Source organism: Luteibacter sp. 9135, assembly GCF_000745005.1.
Classification (GTDB): domain Bacteria; phylum Pseudomonadota; class Gammaproteobacteria; order Xanthomonadales; family Rhodanobacteraceae; genus Luteibacter.
In genome coordinates, this window is record NZ_JQNB01000001.1 from 2,888,858 (window position 1) to 2,906,596 (window position 17,739).

The window sequence follows — 17,739 nt, forward strand, 5'->3', positions numbered from 1 at the left end:
GTGGGGACTGGCCCAGGATGGTGATTTCCTTCCGTCGACTGACTGCACTGGCTTGAACCAATTGATTGTTTAGGGCCGGCGGGGGCAATCTGGGGACGACTAGCGGAGACGGGCATGGCAGCGACCAAACGTGGCATGGGACTCGGCAAAGGACTTGAGGACCGCAAGGATCGTCAGTCGATCCGAGCGCGCACCCGACGCGCCGACGCAAGAGGCGAACTGCGTGACATCAGCCAGACGTTCCCCTATGACCCGGCGCTACCAGCCGGTCACCGGATGAGTCGTTCCAGTGCGATTGAAGCAGCCCGGGCCTGGATCACCGAGCAGCAGCGGGCGCTTCGACATGACAAGGCGCCGGTAGGCGAACGCGTCGTCGACCTGACCTTGGGCGATCTGCTCGACCGGTATGCCCAAGAGATCCAGGCGGGCGCCCCGGCGGGCGCCCATCATGTCCGCAAGAAGGGTGCAAAAAAGGAACTCTCGGTGCTTCGCGGATGGACTTCGACGTTTCCCGAGTTGATGGCGAAACCGTGCGATGCCGTCATCGAGGCCGATATCCGGCGAGCCATGCGGGTGCTCCAGTTCGAACTCGTCGCCGAAGACGGTACCCCGAACACGCTGATGCCGAGCACGATCAACCGCTGGGTCGCCGTGCTGTCGGCCGTGTTCAGCGCGGCCATCACGGAGTGGGACTTGCAACTGCGTAACCCGGTGCGTGGCCTCCGTGCCGCCCGGCCGGACAACGCGAAGCAGATGGACCGCGTCGGTCGCCTGATCACAGCAGATGAACTCGAAAAAGTGCTGGCCCATGTGCCGACCGCCTCGCCCGAAACGAAGGCTTGTTTGCGGTTCCTCCGGTGGTCGGGGTGCCGGCGGTCCGAAGCCGTCCGGCTGGAGTGGTCCGACCTCGATTGGTCCAAGGCCATTCCCGAAGTCACGTTCCGGGAGACGAAGGACCCCAGGGGCCGAATCCGGCATCGCACCATCCCCCTGGACGAGAGGGCCGTCGAGGCGTTGCTGACGCTAGTGGAGGAGGGTAGGGGCCCGCCGACCGTGGGGCGAATCTTTCCGATGGCGGTGGACACGCCCACCCAAGCGTTTGAGCGGGGTTGCGCCAGGGCGGGTATCAAGGATGCGCGGCTCCATGATCTTCGCCATACCCGGGTGACGGAGATCGCCAGCGCGTTGCCGATCCATGATGCAATGAAGATCAGTGGTCATCTGGATACCCGCACCCTGGATCGTTACTACCACCCTGACCCCCAGGATCTGGGGCGTCGGTTGAACCAGGCTCGGGGTGACGGGCAGGGTGAGCAGGCCAAGCTGATGGATGAACTGCGGAGGTTGGTGGCCGGGGCGACGACGGGAGGGGTGCCTCCGGCGACCGAATAACCTGGACTGCCGCGCTATTGGAAAACTGACAAGCGCGATTCATGGGAGGAAGCGGTAGCCCTTCTTGTAGCGCCCAATCTCAGTCTGTGCGACGGCTACGTGCGCCAATAGTCCAAGCGTTCGTCCGACCCGTGGTGGGACGATTGTCGCCTCATTAGCTGTGGTTTGAAAATGGAGAGGGTAGTGCGAGAGTTCCGCGGGTTCGACGACCCCACAAGTCATAACCTCCTTGTTTTGGAGCGGCAGGCCGAATCTGAGCCGTATGGTGACCATGAAGCGTTGCAAAAGCTTTTGGAGCATCTGATTACTGTCGTAGAAATGCTTCCTAAGCCCGTCAGGGACCTCTTTCCGTTGGGCAACTGCCTTATCGGGGATATCCACTGGAATAAATCGCCAGCTTGGTGCCATGAACACTGGCGATCCATTACTGCGGACATCAGGATGGGACTGGACCGTGTCGAGGCCGAGCGTGACCGGCTTCTTTCCGACCCGGTTGGCCTCGCCGACCGCAGGCAAAGCGTGGGCGAGCAAATACTTCAAGCATGTCGCGAACTGCGCACGCGGGGGCACGACGTTGAAATTGCCCGGCGCATTCAGAGACTTGGCGCCGGCACGGAGATGGGTGGGGATGCTCGCGAGCTGGAGCGCCTATTCTCTCGGAAACGAGTGGCGGACTTGGGAGTCCATGAAAATGAGATCCATCGCCGTATCGCTCATATCGAGCACATTGCACACCGATACCACCATCGCTAAGGACGGCAGACACCTCTATATCCTGACGCGATGTTAGATGGAGGGGGATGCCTCAACGGCCCCCTAAATTTCGATGCGTTTCTTTTGTCTCCAGCGTCTCACGCCAGAATGTAGGTCATGATGATCCATCACTACACGAGCGTTAAGAACCTTTCGCTTATTTTGAAAAATCGCACGTTAAGGTTTGGTCGGGCAGATCAGCTGGATGATCCGTCCGAAGTGCCCTTCCGGACAGATCGTCTCGGGCCTCATCGGTTCTTCGTCAGCTCCTGGTGCCAAGGACTTCGTGGAGAAGCAGGATTGTGGCATCGGTATGCTGACCGCGATCACGGTGTGCGGCTTTCACTTCCTCGGATGCCCTTTGACTGGACACGCTATGCCGTAGAGTTTTCGCGCATGTGCAACATTCACGGGCACATGAAGAAAATTGGCGTCAAAATTTTGGACGTGGTAATGCCGTTTGGCGAAGAGACGCTTTTTGGTAACGGTTACATGGTTACGCCCACTTGGACGGATCTCCCAAACGCATTTGGTGCACCAGTAATCTACGTCGATGACCCGATCACTGAAGCCGCAAAAACAGTGGTCGTAGATGGCGAAAGGTTGACGATTCACGGTGATAGTAATCGCCTGGCACGCGTAAAGGGACTAGCTTGGTCAGATCAGGACGAATATCGTTTCGTGCTCTCAGCGATCGGCGGCCCGAAGCTGGATTACGCAGAAGATCCCGCGCGATATCGAGAGGCGATGATGGACATCATGGAGTCCGGGGCTAAGATTGGGTTTGATAAATTTCATCCGGATGTCCCGGCCATCTTTGTGCCTTTTGGCGCGAACGCGTTCGTCGGGATGACCGTCACGTTGGGACCGCAGATATCCACGGAGGATCGGATCATGGTCACCCAGCTAGTTCACGACTTAGCGCCGTCAGCGAGCGTGGTGGAAAGCAAACTCAGAACGCGCATTCGACCTTCCGGCGTAACTTCTTAACCGTGAGGATGGTGAGCAGGGCCGCTGCGTGTCCGTATCACCACATGAGACTCACAAGTCAGTGACGCGTGATTACGCTAGCCAGTGCACAGTTATGGGGCGGTGGCGCGCCCGCCCGCTTTGCGGCTCTGTTTACTGCGCGGCTGGCGCTGCTCCGTCTCATCCTCCCAGATGCGTAATACCTCCTGCATCACAGAAACCAACGGTTCCATGGCCGATTTGCCATCGCGCCAGTGCCGTCCATCCTCCCAGATGGTTCGCAGGGCGATCCTCAAAGGCTCGAAGCATCCAGCCAGGACGCTGGTGCGGGCAGGCGTCGAAAAATGCGTCACGCCTTCGGCGATGCCCATGCCGTCCAGGTGGCCGGTCAGATAAGCGGCCGTGAGCAACGGCTTGGTGGCCACACTTACTCTGCGGATGAAGTCCGGCGCTGCCGCTGGCACGTCCCACCGGATTCGTCGGGTGCGTCGAGAAGGCGCGGGAAAGTCAGCGATGTCCCGTGCGATACAGTTCTGAAAGTTGAAAAGGGCGCCTGCATAGTCGCCGGCCCAGGCGCTCAACCGGCACGCGGCATACTCATCCCAGATTGGATAGGCGAGATTCAACCAAGCGCGGTGCTGCCAAGCAAGCCGCGGGGTGTCGAACAGGTCGCGCCACTCGCGATTCGATCGATAGCGGGCGAATACGACATGGGCCAGTTCGTGGACCACGATGTTGTGAGCGAGATCCGGCCCTGACGGGCGCAGCAAGGTCATGAGAAAGGTCGCGTCGAGGACCACGTAGCGATCGGGACGGTCGCCCCCGATGGTCAGCACGCATCCGGCTGCCGTCCTCAGCCAGCGCTTGAAGCGCTCTGAAGCCGCAGGCGAGCGGTGGTTCGGGACACGATCAATCTGCGTCACGATCGCTTCCAGATCGAACGTGACCGTCACACCCTTCATCACGGTTAGATCCCACTGCGCAGCGCGACTTTCCACGATGACGCGGACGGCCCGCAGGAGTGCGCGAATCTTGCGTGGGTCGTGGCCTCGGCCTGAGTAGGTCAGGAGGCAACGGCGCCTAGAGTATGGGCGAAGGGAAAGACAAATTGCTCGAATTCTGGGCCTGAATGGTCTTATTCCCACTTCACTGTGAACCTCCGCTTCGAGTCGCGGCTTGGAGCAAACGTCGGCCGGGGCATAAACAGGTGGAGCAAGAGGCTGAGCGATCAAAGCATCATGATGCGGTAGGGATAGGGTGAATAAGTCTAGTCGGGGCTCATCGGGAGCTTTGAACCATCCACCTCAAGAGATAGAAATCGAATGTCGATTCCTCTTCATAACCTCGGGTCGCAGGGCCCCTCGTGTCCAGCGTCTTGCTTACACCGGGAGCCACATACCCGTCGAGCGACCTCCAAATCTCGCCTCAAGTGTGAGCCGAGTGCTGCGGATTCGGCACGGTTCGCTCTATCCCACGCCGCCTGCGCCGAACTTCTAAGTAGATTGGAAGACGACCAACCCATCTCATCTGCAAAATCGGCAAGACTTTCATCTTCGTTCGCGAGCGCTCTCATTGATGCCGCCAGTCGATCTAGATAACCGTGGTTCGTAGTCATCAGTATTCCTCCGTCTTTTAGTTTGATGAGGTAACGCCAATCGCCAGAGCCGTCACTCCCTCGCGGCTAGAAGAGCTGTTAAGGTTCGATCTTCGCCGACAAGGAGCATGGAATGGGACAGGTTGCAGGTGATCTCAATTTTCTCCTGCAGAGATCCAAGGCTTACAGCGCATACTTGCTAGAGGGTGACCCTTTACAGCAAGAGATGGAGCCTATCTTAAGTTGGCATATCGAAGCATTGGCACTTTTGCAGCATTCCGACCGTCTTTCTGAGATCGAGACGGCGTTGCATCAGCTACGAGATCGGCCCGGCATGGCGGTTGCCGTAAACGCGATCGAGGCTGAGATCAGCTCAATTAGAGGCGTTTTTGAAAGAATCTGGAAAAGAATGCCCTTTCACAAGGCGAGGGATTCTGATTCGCCTGAGACTGATGACAAGCTCACCGCCGAAGAAGGGGAGCGTGCTGCATCCTGGCAGATCGGGCTTCTTCAGACGCTGCTGAAGTCACTGGTCGAGATCCTCAGTGAAAGTGCGTCGCCTCTACTAAAATCGGTTTTTGGCCTCGTTAATGAGGGCATAGAGCACATCCGCTCGCGGCGGTAGTTCGGTCCCCACACTGACATGCGTGGCCAGGGCGATCTCTACCAGTTTGGCTTCCACGATGGGAGTTTTGATCCGCCTTATCGCTTCCCACGATAGCGACTTAGACACCACCTCCAATTGGCCAAGCCAGCCTCTAGGTCGTCGGCAGGTTCTGTCGCAATGATCTGTCCACCGATGCAATGACCGAGCGAGGCGTTGCTTTGTAGAGCATCTAATAGGCTCATCGAATCAGACTATCGCTTTGGCATTTAGATGAGCGATGCGTCGCTGCTGCCATGTGTCGCGAAAGCGGCGAGGGCTTTTGAGACGGTGGTATCTGGGTCGGTGGAATTTCCCGCGAAATGGATGTATTCCTCAAGCTGGTCACGCGTAACCAGCGCGATCTTTCGGTCTCGAAATTCGTCAGTTGTCATTGCGACTTGTTGCCGGTGCTGGCGGGTTACGAGCACCGCAAGAATCGGCCGGGCTGATCTTGAGGTCGATAGTGCGGCCTCAAGCGCGTGGCGCCGGTCCACCAGTTTTCCCACTTTGTTGTGAACATCCTTGGACTGGAGCGTGCATTCGATCAGGACCATCTGGCCGCCGGGTGTGGTCAGCACGATGTCCGGGGAATCTGTTTCGAGTTGAACGGAGGGTGCGAACCCACGGAGGAAAGCCAGCGCAGCCACTGCAAGTTCGAACTTCTCAGGTTGCGTGCCTTCGAGGAGGTTGAAGCGCACCTGTTTGAGATCGCGGTCAAAAGTCCGCATGGCCAGTAGTCGTTCGTTTTGAGACTTGGCGGGATGTGGAAACCATTGGCGCTGAACGCAAGCGTTGCCCACGCTTAGCACCACTAGGGCGCGCTCTGCTAGCGGTAGTTTGACTGTTGCCTTCCCGCGCCGAAGGCGCCCTTCCTGGATAAGGTCCCATTCGATATTTGAACCTACTTGGTGGCGCGAAGCCTGTGTCGGCCCCGGGTGTCCGACTACGGCGACGCCGACCATGTCTGTCCGCGTTCCGGGGTGCGCATCAATGGTTATGGTAAAGACTTCATCTTTGAAGCCCGATTCAGCGAAGGCGATATTACAAGGGGCGTTTAGAACGACCCGAAGGCTACCTTTCGATCGGTGTTCTCGGGGGTCCAAGACGGCCAACCAACGAACCAACTCATCGAGCCCATCGAATGGAATGTCTCCCATTCGAAGGGCCTGGTCGATCGCTGACAAGGCGGTGGCTTCGGGTAACGAAGTTGGTTGATTCCCCGAAATCATTACTGTAGGTCGGATCGCCCATTCCTGATTCGTCCGATCACGCTTAGCCGAAAGTAACGCGTGCTTGCGCAGGGATAAAGTCAGATTCCCGACGGCAATATCCCCTCTAACGGCTGAGTCCACAATGTTGATGATCGCTTCAGGAGTCAGATCATTCTGAATATATTGACCGGCAATGAGACCTTCTGCTTCGACCTGGAAGGAGGAGATACCGTCTACCGGGAGTGGATAGAGGACCAGCTCACCCGTTAGTAGCTCCATGTCGCCGGAGGTATTTAGATGGCCGATGTATCGGAAGTCGGCAGCGTAAGGGTCGCTTGCCCACACCTTCAGGCTGGCCAAAAGTTCATGCGTGGCTTCGTTGAACTTATCTAACACACTTGTCATGGCTTCAGGCTTCCGGATCTAGAGATCGACATGGCAGTCATTGGCATGGCGTTCGAGGTAGGCAGGCGATGGCCGCCGATCAAAGTGGTCGAGCGCCCTGGGATGATCGAGAGGGAATGGAAACATTGGCGCACGCTGACTGCAACATCAAGAGCGAAAACGAGTGCGCGTCTTATGTGTTGTCCCAACACGCCACGTCGATCCAGAGCAACCGAGAGACGAATGTCGTGGCTTCCGTCATGGCGTCAAAGCGAAGCCAGGGCCAATTCCGGCTCGTCTCAGATCAAATTACGCGCCGAGGTAATTTCCCGCAGGAAGGTTTCAGGGAACCCGCCGCGCCTACGAGCATCAATCGCAACGGGAGCGTGGCCCGGCACGGTCAATCCAATGCGCTCAGCGGCGTCACGCACGCGCGCTCCATAGGGCCGATCGGGCGACGCTTTAGCCGCCATAGTGACCCATTTATTCCCGATAGCCGTGTGAAGCTCTTCGTCCCTGCCGAACATTGATAGCAGATGTGCCGAGCGAAAGTCACCCACCGCGCAAAACGATCGCGACAGCGCTTGAACAGAGTCAAGGGCATTGCCTTCTTGGACCAACTGCTCGATGCAGAGGCACTCGATGGCATCGCGCCCTGCCATCCATCTGTCCCACACCTTTAAGGAGTAGCGTAGGCCGACAGCGGGACGCCCGATTTCATCGCATCGTAAGAGGCATGCTTGGGCGTGGCGTGCTTCGTCCCAGCATTGGCGTGCCATGTCAACCTTGAAAGCGATGGGCAGGTCGCGGAAACGAACGATGCTCGCCGCACATACCTCCATGGCCGAAAGCTCGATATCGGCGAAAACATCGTGAAGGATTTGGGCCCGTCCCTCTGGACTTTCAATCAGCGATGCCCACGTTGGTTCGTTGCCCTGCCTTGGTTCGAGGTCCGGGGCACGTCGCGGAGACGCCAGGGTTGCCGGGACAGGTAGCGATAGTGCATAGATGACGATTGGCCCAGACATAGAAATCGGGCAAGGGCAACTAGGCTTCGGGAAGTGCGCGGCGAGCGTCGCCTCAAGGACCTCGCTCGGCCCGTTCAATACCGTCTCCAAGTGATCCGCAAGCCTCCGCTCCCGTGATGCCGCGAGAAAGGCGCCAAGGAGCTCGGTCATCTGATCGGAGGCGGCGTGGATAGCGTGGTCCCCCTCCACCATCGTAAGTCGCTCGAATTCCTCTTCAAGTCCGGTTGGTGCCAGCAACCGCGTGTCCGCAGTCAGCTCGGTAAAGCGCAAGTGCGCGAGCGATAAGGCCCAACCCAGCTTGCCGATGCGCTGGCCAAGCGTAAGTTTGAGCTCAGTTGAAGCAGCACGCGGGAGCCAGCAAGCGTGGAACTCAAGTGCGCGAACGAACACATAACACAGCGCGCCGCTCCCCGATATTGCTCGGATTAACGGGTTGGTGTGCTCAGGCATGTCCAAGCCTTTGAGCACCATGGCGCCAATAAAGCCGACCCAGGACAGCGTTGAACTGGAAGACTTCTGGCATGACCGCAACCACAGCCGCGCTTAGCCACTTCTCCCATTTTTGATCCGGTGGAGGTGTGGACTGGGCGAGTTCTTCTTCTAAGAGGGATCGCGCCTTGGCGTTATCGCCCAAACTATGGAAGGCCAAGGCTCGCATCAGGCGCAACGGCGCAGCCACGCGGGTCCCGACAAACTCAATCATCCGATCAAGGCAGGGCAGGGCGTCCCGCCGGTCCCAACCGAATGTAGCCTCTCGCAGGACATTTGCGGGAATGGGCCGCTCTAGACGAAATACAGCTGATTCGCCAACCTTGTCATGCTCAAGACTCACATAGTCGAGCAGCCCGGCCATGCTGTGTGCGATCCAGGGTTGGGTGGGGGAATAGAAGTCCTGGTGGATAATCAGCGAGTGGCCGGGGACCATTTGAGGAAGCCATCGTTGAAGGACGAATCCATTCAGCGCTGGCGTTTTAGCAAGATCGATGACGGCCAGCTCGATCGCTCGATCAACGCGGCCAACCTGGACCAACTCTCCGGCGCGGACTTCCACACGCGGTGTATCTCGCCCAAGGTTCCGTAGGAATATAGGAAGGAACGACTCACCAAACCGAATGTCGGCTCCTATTCCTGCTAAAAACTCCACTACATAGTGATCGGAGGCTGTAAACCGATCGATGGCGATGATGGGTGGCTCGGGTGGTTCATGTTGTTGATTGCGGGCTTCTAAGCCTCGGATCAACGCCTTGGTGCTAGCGCCGATAAAGCACCCCGCATCAACGATACACCCTTCGCCACGAAAGTGTCTGCGCACGATCTGTTCGTAATAATCGGCTTCTGAGTCCTCGATGAACCCGCCGAGGTCGTCCCCAACAACGACGCGCATCGTCACACCTCGACCGCTTCGGAGGGAAAAGAATCCATTAGGGCCGCTCGCGCACCAGCGTTCACGGAAAGTCGCTCGGAAGGGCCGCCCGTCAAGAATGAAGCAAGAAGGCCCTGCGCGCCGCCCTGCTCCAAAAGGTTTGCGATCTCGATTTCCAAGAGTTCACCAATTGTCGCGTCGTCGAGCGTGAGGACCACGTCATCCATGCCTGTCAGACGCGCCTTGCCGGTGGTCATGGCCGGTATCCACGCCGCTGGACGCTCAAGCACGCCGAATACAAATGCCAACTCCTCTGCGCGAGCGCCGATGACGGAGCGGACCGCAGCTCGCTCGTGTCGACTGATGCTTCGCCGACTGTAGATGGATGTGCCGTAGATGCTATGGAAGAGGCCAGCCAGGCAGACATGCTCAGCGCAATCCCACTTCTTGAGGAGTCGCCAAGTGCCCACCAGGTGTTCCATCAGGCTTCGCCCGGAATGGCCGCTCGCCTCAGCACCATGCCGACGTAGGAACTCAAGAAGGTTCGCGCGAGGCATGGGTGAGCCATCCGATGCGATGCTGGAAGGCGTGCGTTGCATCTTGAAAACCAGCGTCATCCGAAGTGCGGGACACTCGCGGCTGACGGAGCGAGCAACGTGCTTGACGGTGCCATCGAAAACGATGAGGCGCCCCGGCCTGGGCGTCACCGCTTCACATTCACCGGATTCTCCAATGAACATGGTCTCACCAGCCCATTCCGCACTCCATGCCGGGTTTACATATACCAACGCCGTTAGAGCATCCTCGCCCGGCTTCGCGTCCCTGTGAACGTGGCCATCAAGGCCATACGTGTGCCCGTTCGCATAGCAGCGGACTAGCTGATAGTCGGGAGTGAACTGGTCCCGTATCTTTGCCCACACGGATGCGATCGCGGCGAGCTTGGGATCGCTGGCAAGTAGCTCATCCTGTCGGAAATATTCGTCGGGACGGCGGCTTCCACAGAAATGAATGTGCCAGAACGGTGTCTCCGCAGCCCCGGTGTTGGAGCGCCATCCGTAGGACCAGACCTCGCCTTTGAAATGGTGGGCGAGTAGGGCAGGGTCGACAAAGTCGTCAACGACCTTAAGCTTGGTGTGTAGCATGACGGTTCCGTGCTCGTTGATGTTGGAGGTCAGGCAGCAAGTCCAGTCCAGTCCAATGCTTCACTCGACGAAAGCGGCCCTCCGATTGCCGTCAGGCATTCAAGCGCTTCGTGGGCGAGTAGAGACGACTTTCCGGATGCAGCTGCTACCAGTGCCGCGTCGAGGCGAGCAATCACGTTCGGCGCTGACTGGGCACACCACTTGCGCATGAGTGGGCTCGATGCCAACCAGCCGGTGTAGCTCAGTGATCGGACGGCGAGAATGGTTTGGTAGGTATCGACGGCAAGGAGTTGGCTATCAACGGTGTCGTGCTCACGGCCGATGTCACCGAGTTTGGCCATCAAGGCAAGTCTGTATACCGTCCAGTTCGGGCGGATTTTCCTGCTCGGCCATGATGACTGGCTCTCCGCCGCAAGGGACGCGAGGACACCATCCTTGTCACTGAGAATGCGGCCCGTGGCGAGCGCATGGGTATAGAACGATATAAAGCGCGACCGTTGCTCTTGCCAAGCGGATCTGAGTGACGCATCGCTGTGAAGGTGAATATCGAGAAGTCCGTGTGGCGTCGGAATCTTCTTACGACGCAGTGAAGTAACGCCGTCGGCGAGGACGATAACGTCAATATCAGAATGCTCATCGACAGGACCAACGACGTGAGATCCAAAAAGAAGCACGCCGTGGTTCGCGCCTAGCGTCTGCCGGACAAGCGAGAGGATGATCTGCGACATGGTGCGGTCCGATGAAGGGCAAATCGCGGCTGCAAGGGCGCACTCCCTACAGCCGCGGGCTCAGCGCGTTTTCTCAGATCAGCTCTGGATCGGGCCGACCGTCACAGTGCCGTCGCCGCCACCGCTGTCGCCGCCGCCGTCACCGTAGCTGCCACCGCCGTCTGCGTAGTAGCCGCCGTCACCGCCGTCACCGCCGCCACCACCGCCGCCCGTGCCTGCTTGGTTGCCATTGGGATCGATCGCGAGGTGGTGGTTGGTCACAACATCGTGGAACATCGCATTGATCGCGTCGGAAGCTGAGGCTTGGCCACCGTTGCTGTAGGCGTTCCAGTCGATATTTTCGGGATGGACGATCTCGAAATACTGCCCCGGTGGCGCATGTTCGCCAGCCTGGATGAACGTGTTGTAGTCGTTTTCCAGATACTGGAACTGCAGGTTGTTGACGTTTGCCGACAACTTGGCGTAGTCGAGCGACGTAAACAGCTTGCCGGCAACGCCGCTATCCAACCCACCTTCGGCAGCCAGATCGATGGCGGCCTTGGCAAGCACTTCAAACTGTTCTTCGCCAGCATCGCCACCATAGACCTGCGACAGCTCGGAGATATTCAACTCGCGCATTGGTCAAACTCCATTTCGGTTAAGGGTTACTTCTCTTCGGTTGCCTGGCACGCCAGCTTCGAGCGGAGCGAAGTTGGCATTACCGTGCTCGGGCCTAAGCGTTTGAGGAGCGCGCTCACGCGCTTACCCTCACCAGCTCGGCAAACTTCATATCCATGATCAACCAACCATTCCGCGGCTTCTGCTTGGTCGCCGGCGATGGCAGCCTCTAGGGCGCCACGCGGGACGTTGTCGGTCTTGTCGGGCGTTGATCCCGATGCCAGGCTCGCCCCGGCCTTGAAGAGCGCTGTCATGGCGTCGACGTGACCACACTGCGCCGCCATGACGATCGGAGCAGATACTGTCATGTCCGTGGTGCCATTAGGATTCGCACCCTGAGCGAGCAGCGTTTCCACCGCGCTCTGGTTTCCCGTCCAAGCGGCGCCCACCAAGGCTTGGTCAAGAGCGGCACTGTGTGTTGTTGCCGCGGCGGAACCGAGCGAAGCTATGGCATTCTTGAGCGACGCGTCGTTCCCGCTGAAGACAGCAAGCTGCAGCTGAGTCGCTGGGTCCGCCGAGGAACCTTTCGCCCGCATGGCTTGAAGCGCGGCCGCCTGATTGGACTGGCAGGTTGTGGGGCTCGCGTGAGCGACTGTGCCCGCGCCAATGAGCAGGAAGGCGAAACAGCCAACGTGAAGTTTCATGGTCAATCCTTAGCGTTTGGGCTTGGTGAGGTGGATAACTCGATCCGCAGTCTCGATGACCTCGGGCCGGTGTGAAATAAAGATTCGGGTGGTTCCCGACTGGCGTAGCGTCTCCGCGATCCGATGCTCAAGGTCGGGATCAAGGTGGCTAGTCGCCTCATCCATGATGAGAATCCGCGGACGGCGATAAAACGCACGAGCCAGGAACATGCGCTGTTGTTGGCCTCCGGATAGACTCGAACCCATATCGCCAACGAGGGTATGAAACCCCATCGGCATCTTCACGATGTCATCGTAAATCTCGGCTTGACGAGCTGCGTCTTCGACGCGCTGAGGGTCGGCCTCTTCATCAAAGAAGCTGATGTTGTCGGCGACTGTTCCCGAAAAGAGGCGGTCATCCTGCATGACCGTAGAGGTCATCTGCCGGAGCCGCGCCTTGCCCAGATGCTTCAGATCAATGCCGCCGATCTCGATTCGCCCCTGATTCGGATCCAATAAGCCAACCAGGATGCGAACGAGGGTGCTTTTCCCACAACCGGATGGACCGACAACGACCACTGACTCTCCGGCGGCGACCTCAAAGGACACGTCCTTAATTATCCACGGCTCGCCGGCCGCATACCGGAAGGCCAGACGTTCCGCCACGATGGTCGGCTCAGGGTCAGGGCCGGCATACGCGCCGTGGCCGGAAGGCTCCGCAGGCGTCAGGACGATGTCGGCGAGGCGCTCCCCTTGCATACGAAGGAGACGAAGTTCAATGATGTAATCGACCAAGCTTGATGCCCGAGTGGCGAACTGATCGCCATAGGCGGCAAATGCCATGAGCATGCCGGCGCTGAAATCTCCCTTGATGGCCATCCAGGCGCCGAGCCAAAGCACCCCGATCTTCTGGATACCACTTGTGATGGTGCTGAAGGACGAGAAGATCATGCTCAAGCGCTGAACGACAATGCTAGCGTTTAGCGACTCCGCCGTGACGTTCATATAGTTGGACGAGCGGACGGACTCTTTGTTGAATAGCCGGATGGTCTGAACACCGCGTGCCGACTCCATGAACTGCGATTGTTGCTTTGCGTTGATCACGATCTGCCCGAGGTTTGCCTCGCGATACACCCGGTAGTAGAGCAGTCGGCTGAGCGTGTATAGCCCGATAGCACCGACGATGATGGCGGTGAGCAACGGGCTGTAGACGAGCAATAGAATGCCAGTGGCAATCGCCATGACCCCGTCCATAACCACTTCGACAAACCGGGTGGTAAGAGTCTTTTGGATGTTCGCGATGACGCCGAATCGCGAGACGATGTCACCGAGATGTCGACGGAGGAACCAACCCTGTGGGAGTCGAAGCAAGTGCTGAAAAACGTTACCCGTCCATTTCAGCGAGAACTGACTGGTCATCCAAGTGATAGTCCAGGTTCTGGCTGCACCGACAATCACCTGCAGAAGTAAGAGAAAGGAAAAACTGATGCCTAGGAAGGTCAGTAGGTCAAGATCGCTGTCGGCGAGGACTTGGTCGACTACGATTTCCAGGAACTGTGGCGCAAGAAGCGAGAAGAGCTCTAGCACCGCCGCCAATGCGAACACCACCGCCAGGGATCGACCGAGACCCTGGACCGAGCCCACGATGTCACGCATGGCAATCGGTGGCTCGGCCCGTTTTCGCCGAAAGTCCGGGCCGCGCGTTACCTCGACGGCAATGCCGGTGAAGTGCTTGGAAGCTTCTTTAATGGAAAGGCTGCGTTCACCGACAGCGGGATCATGGATGATGAGGCGTCGCTCATTGACACTTCGAAGCACGACGAAGTGGTTCATATCCCAATGTAGAATAGCTGGTGAATCGAGCTGTCCCAGTTCCGAAAGTTCTAGTTTGACCGGGCGGCTGTTAAGTCCCATCTCACGAGCGATCTGCAGCATGCGTTCCAACTTCATGCCCTTGAGCGAGCTGGTAAAACGATGCCGCATTTCGGATAACGTCACATGATGCTGAAAGTATCCGGCTACCATTGCGAGGCAAGCGAGGCCGCATTCGGCAGCTTCGCTCTGGCGGATCAAAGGCAATCGTCGACGTGTGCCGAAGTGGAGAAGTCCGTCGGTGGCGGCGTGGTCGGTGACGAATCCGCCCGCGACGGATTCGCGTTGCTTCGTCGGGACGTTATCCATCATTGTTCAACCTCTGCGCGGCGACGCATGCCGTAGATTGGCTCCAGTGCCCATTCGATGATCCGTCGTCGATCCAGCAGCATGTCCGCGTCCAAGGCCATTCCTGGCTTCAGCGCCGCCGGCTTGCCGTAGGCAACGACTTCTTGGGCATCCAACGCAACCACCACGCGATACATGGGTTCTTTGGGAGGGTCACCGCCCAACAGTTCGGTGAGTTCGTGCTGGGTTAACGCGCCTTTGGACACCTCAACCACGCGGCCGCGTTGAACACCGAACTTTTGATAAGGAAAAGCTTGGTAGTGGAGCGCCACGGTCGTTCCCGCCGACACGAACCCGGCGGCGCTACTGGGGACCATCAAATCGGCTTGGAGCGGGGATCCATCGGGCACGATCGACATGAGACGGTCACCCGATTCGATGGCCTGCCCAAGCGCAACAATCAGGCCGGTGACCGTGCCAGAGGCGGGTGCCCTGAGCACAGAACTGCGGTCGAGCTCGTTTTGTGCGAGGGATTGATCGTTCTGCGAAAGTTGGTGATTCAGGTCACTTACCTTAGCGGCTGTGGTCAACGGGAGTTGTTCGAGCTGATCACGGACCGAATCGAGTTGCTGTTTCGACTCAAAGTGTCGGCGCTGAAGGTCTTTGACTTGTGTTTCGGCGGTAAGCTTCTGCATACGCTGTTGCTGAACGTCCAGAGCCGATACGTAACCTTTGGATGTCAGCGGCTCAATGCGAGCGAGTAGATCTCCGACGGAAGACGCTTGTTGCTGCGCCAGGCCCTCTTGGGCGTCGATACGATCAATCTGCTCCGTTAGCATGCGTTCCTGCATATGGAGATCGGACTCTTGCTTGGCCGCGAGCGCTGTGGCGTCGTGGATATCGTTCCGAATACGGGTTTGCTCGGCGGTGAGCTGCCGCGAAATGGCGGCAGAGGTGTCGCCTAAGGTAGTGCTGCTGCGTTCGCCAGAGAGTTCGACGATTGGGTCGCCCTTTCTGACATGTTCTCCATCAGATACCAAAAACCGGGCTACCGTGCCAGCGGCGCGGGCGTTCACTGAGACCATGCCGGCGGTCGGGGTGAGCACACCATCGACGTGCTCCCGACGGGTATACGTGCCGATGAATAGCCACGCAATGATTGCAACGCCGGTCAATCCCGCACCCCATGCCCAGGCCAAATGCGTAAGAGGGGACGCAATTTGAACGACCCCATGGAAGGAGACGCGGCGCCGCTCTGCGATTTCTTCGCGGAATAGTCCGTCAGCCATTCAGCACTCGATCGCATGTGAAAACGTGGCGAAGCTAACAGATAAAAATCTCAATCAAATCGTAAATTATTGATGTCATAAAGCAAATTTAAATGGTCAATGACGGATTTTCGATTTAAGTCAACGCTGATTCATAGGAGCAAAATCTTACTGTAGGGGTTCGCCTACAAGCGCTGGGGCAATTGGCCTACACGCCAAGAGCGGCGTGGATGTGGAAATGACAAGACAGTTATTGCCCTTCCGCTGCCGTATCGATAGAGGCGCTTTCGTTTTGTCATTCGCTACTCGTATAGTCGTTGTCCCAATCGGAGGTAGACATGGAAGGAAATGCGACGCAGGTCATAAAAGCGCTTCTTAAGCTCGTGACCATTGCGGCACTCATTGGACTCACCGCGAATGGCGCAGCTTGCGCCGAGGATACCTCCCCACCGCTGACTGAGACTGCGCTGCGAGACGCTGTCCGCGCCGCAGATGCGCCTGGCTTACTCTTGGCCTTCCAACATCCAGCGAATGATGCATCACGAGTGCTGGCGGCCATAGGGTTGGATAGGGTGACCTGGCAACTCGACCATTCATCGGCGACGGCACGGACATGCGCTAAAGCCCTTGCTTCTACGCAGGCTCCTACGGCGTTCTTTTGTGCCAAGTTTGAAGCGGGCAACCTTCGACTCAAAGGTCGTTATTCGGATGCCTCCCGGTTGGACGCAGCGGCGGCCGACGCATTTCCTGACGTAGCGAAAGCAGATATTCCTTTCCAGGCGTTCATGCGCGACAACGCCCTCTATGTAGCCATGCCTTCCGTTGTCGCCGAACACCCAAGTGATGTGACCATTCCTGTTCACTTCGACGCGGCACACGCGTTTTCGCTGGATGCCACCGTGAATGGTCAACTCCTGGCAGTCGGTCTCGACACAGGTTCAGCGACGACACTGAGCCGGTCGACTGCGAAACGCTTAGGCGTGCAGGTGGTGATTGCGGACCATGGTAAGGCCATCGGTCTGCTGGGAAAGTCCTCCCCACAGAGCCTTGGCGTTATTGACGAGCTTAAGATTGGATCGGCGATAGTGCGACATTTGCCCGTGGAGATCGTTGACGAGGGTAGAGATGTCGTCGGAAACGACGCCTTGATGCAACTGGGTCGTTTTCGCTTGACTAAGGATACGCTTACCCTTCCATCGAGTGCCGACGCTCTCTCATCGTGTCGAGAGCCAATGTTGGTGAGCACAGCCGCTTTTGGAGGCGGCACGCTTCTGGTCAAGCCTTTGCAAGTCAACGGAGCAACCCGGCTTGTGCTGATCGACACAGGCGATTCGTTCGTGTTGACCGGGACTGCTTCGGCGGCTGTAGACGCACGGGGTGGTCGCCATCGGCGTGTCATGACCCGTGACCTCACCAGAGCAGATCAGTCAGTGGATACTGTGGAAGGGCACGCGGCTATTACGCTCGGTGGTCGCGACCACTCACTGAACTTCCCGATCTATTCCACGTCAAATCTTCCGTATCCTTACATTTTGGGCGGGGGAGCGCTGTCGGAAGTTACATTGGAGGTGGATTTTGAGAAGGCGCACGTATGCTTGACCCACCGAAGCTAGGCAGCTAGGCCAGCGCGTCCCGGAAAGAAAAGCCTGGAAGACTTGCCCTCGGCGTTGGTCCTCTCTCTTCTGCTCGCAGGGGCGGCTTGGGCCGGCTGGTCCGGATTTATTCTCCACGCCGTGGGCCCGGATGCTCAGAGGGTCAGTAACCAGGTTCCGTTGGACGCGTGGGGTCTGAAGGGATTCTTCGTAATGGGATTTTTGGCGG

Annotated in this window: 15 protein-coding genes; 5 read left to right on the forward strand and 10 right to left on the reverse strand. The window is 58.1% G+C overall.

Annotated elements, in window-relative coordinates; translation table 11 throughout:
- The first annotated feature begins 114 nt into the window (after positions 1-114).
- The 3 genes from FA89_RS12470 (at position 115) to FA89_RS12480 (ending at position 3,135) form a co-directional block, all read left to right on the forward strand.
- On the forward strand, positions 115-1,392 hold the full coding sequence (locus FA89_RS12470; protein ID WP_036140882.1) for a tyrosine-type recombinase/integrase: 1,278 nt from the start codon (positions 115-117) through the stop codon (positions 1,390-1,392).
- 183 nt (positions 1,393-1,575) lie between these two features.
- On the forward strand, positions 1,576-2,145 hold the full coding sequence (locus tag FA89_RS12475; protein ID WP_036140883.1) for a hypothetical protein: 570 nt from the start codon (positions 1,576-1,578) through the stop codon (positions 2,143-2,145).
- 117 nt (positions 2,146-2,262) lie between these two features.
- Positions 2,263-3,135, forward strand: coding sequence for a hypothetical protein (locus FA89_RS12480; RefSeq protein WP_185754338.1), 873 nt, complete (start codon positions 2,263-2,265; stop codon positions 3,133-3,135).
- 92 nt (positions 3,136-3,227) lie between these two features.
- Here the strand turns inward: FA89_RS12480 and FA89_RS12485 are convergent, their stop codons facing one another.
- Positions 3,228-4,079, reverse strand: coding sequence for a hypothetical protein (locus FA89_RS12485; RefSeq protein WP_185754339.1), 852 nt, complete (start codon positions 4,077-4,079; stop codon positions 3,228-3,230).
- 762 nt (positions 4,080-4,841) lie between these two features.
- On the opposite strand from FA89_RS12485, the gene FA89_RS12490 reads away from it, so the two are divergent.
- The gene (locus FA89_RS12490) at positions 4,842-5,333 is read left to right on the forward strand and encodes a hypothetical protein (protein WP_036140886.1); all 492 of its coding nucleotides are present in this window, start codon (positions 4,842-4,844) and stop codon (positions 5,331-5,333) included.
- 248 nt (positions 5,334-5,581) lie between these two features.
- Here the strand turns inward: FA89_RS12490 and FA89_RS12495 are convergent, their stop codons facing one another.
- From FA89_RS12495 to FA89_RS12535, 9 genes are all read right to left on the reverse strand, one after another.
- Positions 5,582-6,970 (reverse strand): hypothetical protein, encoded by a 1,389-nt coding sequence (locus tag FA89_RS12495; RefSeq protein WP_036140887.1) that lies wholly within the window; start codon positions 6,968-6,970, stop codon positions 5,582-5,584.
- Positions 6,971-7,248: 278 nt separating this feature from the next.
- Positions 7,249-8,427, reverse strand: coding sequence for a DUF455 family protein (locus FA89_RS12500; RefSeq protein ID WP_036140888.1), 1,179 nt, complete (start codon positions 8,425-8,427; stop codon positions 7,249-7,251).
- Positions 8,420-9,361, reverse strand: a complete 942-nt coding sequence (locus FA89_RS20215) for a hypothetical protein (protein ID WP_185754340.1) — start codon at positions 9,359-9,361, stop codon at positions 8,420-8,422. The genes FA89_RS12500 and FA89_RS20215 overlap by 8 nt, the downstream gene beginning before the upstream one ends.
- Positions 9,362-9,363: 2 nt before the next feature.
- On the reverse strand, positions 9,364-10,482 hold the full coding sequence (locus tag FA89_RS19260; protein ID WP_051938725.1) for a DUF6817 domain-containing protein: 1,119 nt from the start codon (positions 10,480-10,482) through the stop codon (positions 9,364-9,366).
- 29 nt (positions 10,483-10,511) lie between these two features.
- Positions 10,512-11,210, reverse strand: coding sequence for a nucleotidyltransferase domain-containing protein (locus FA89_RS12515; protein WP_036140890.1), 699 nt, complete (start codon positions 11,208-11,210; stop codon positions 10,512-10,514).
- A gap of 78 nt (positions 11,211-11,288) precedes the next feature.
- Positions 11,289-11,828 (reverse strand): hypothetical protein, encoded by a 540-nt coding sequence (locus tag FA89_RS12520; RefSeq protein WP_036140891.1) that lies wholly within the window; start codon positions 11,826-11,828, stop codon positions 11,289-11,291.
- 26 nt (positions 11,829-11,854) lie between these two features.
- Positions 11,855-12,511, reverse strand: a complete 657-nt coding sequence (locus FA89_RS12525) for an ankyrin repeat domain-containing protein (RefSeq protein WP_036140892.1) — start codon at positions 12,509-12,511, stop codon at positions 11,855-11,857.
- Positions 12,512-12,520: 9 nt separating this feature from the next.
- Complete coding sequence (locus FA89_RS12530; RefSeq protein WP_036140893.1) at positions 12,521-14,674, reverse strand: peptidase domain-containing ABC transporter; 2,154 nt, start codon at positions 14,672-14,674, stop codon at positions 12,521-12,523.
- Positions 14,671-15,939 carry an HlyD family secretion protein gene (locus FA89_RS12535; protein ID WP_036140894.1) on the reverse strand — a complete coding sequence of 423 codons (1,269 nt, stop codon included), beginning with the start codon at positions 15,937-15,939 and terminating at the stop codon, positions 14,671-14,673. Before FA89_RS12535 ends, FA89_RS12530 begins: the two co-directional genes overlap by 4 nt.
- A gap of 317 nt (positions 15,940-16,256) precedes the next feature.
- Between FA89_RS12535 and FA89_RS12540 the strand changes: the two genes are divergently transcribed.
- On the forward strand, positions 16,257-17,531 hold the full coding sequence (locus tag FA89_RS12540) for a retropepsin-like aspartic protease (RefSeq protein WP_081916523.1): 1,275 nt from the start codon (positions 16,257-16,259) through the stop codon (positions 17,529-17,531).
- Positions 17,532-17,739 lie beyond the last annotated feature (208 nt).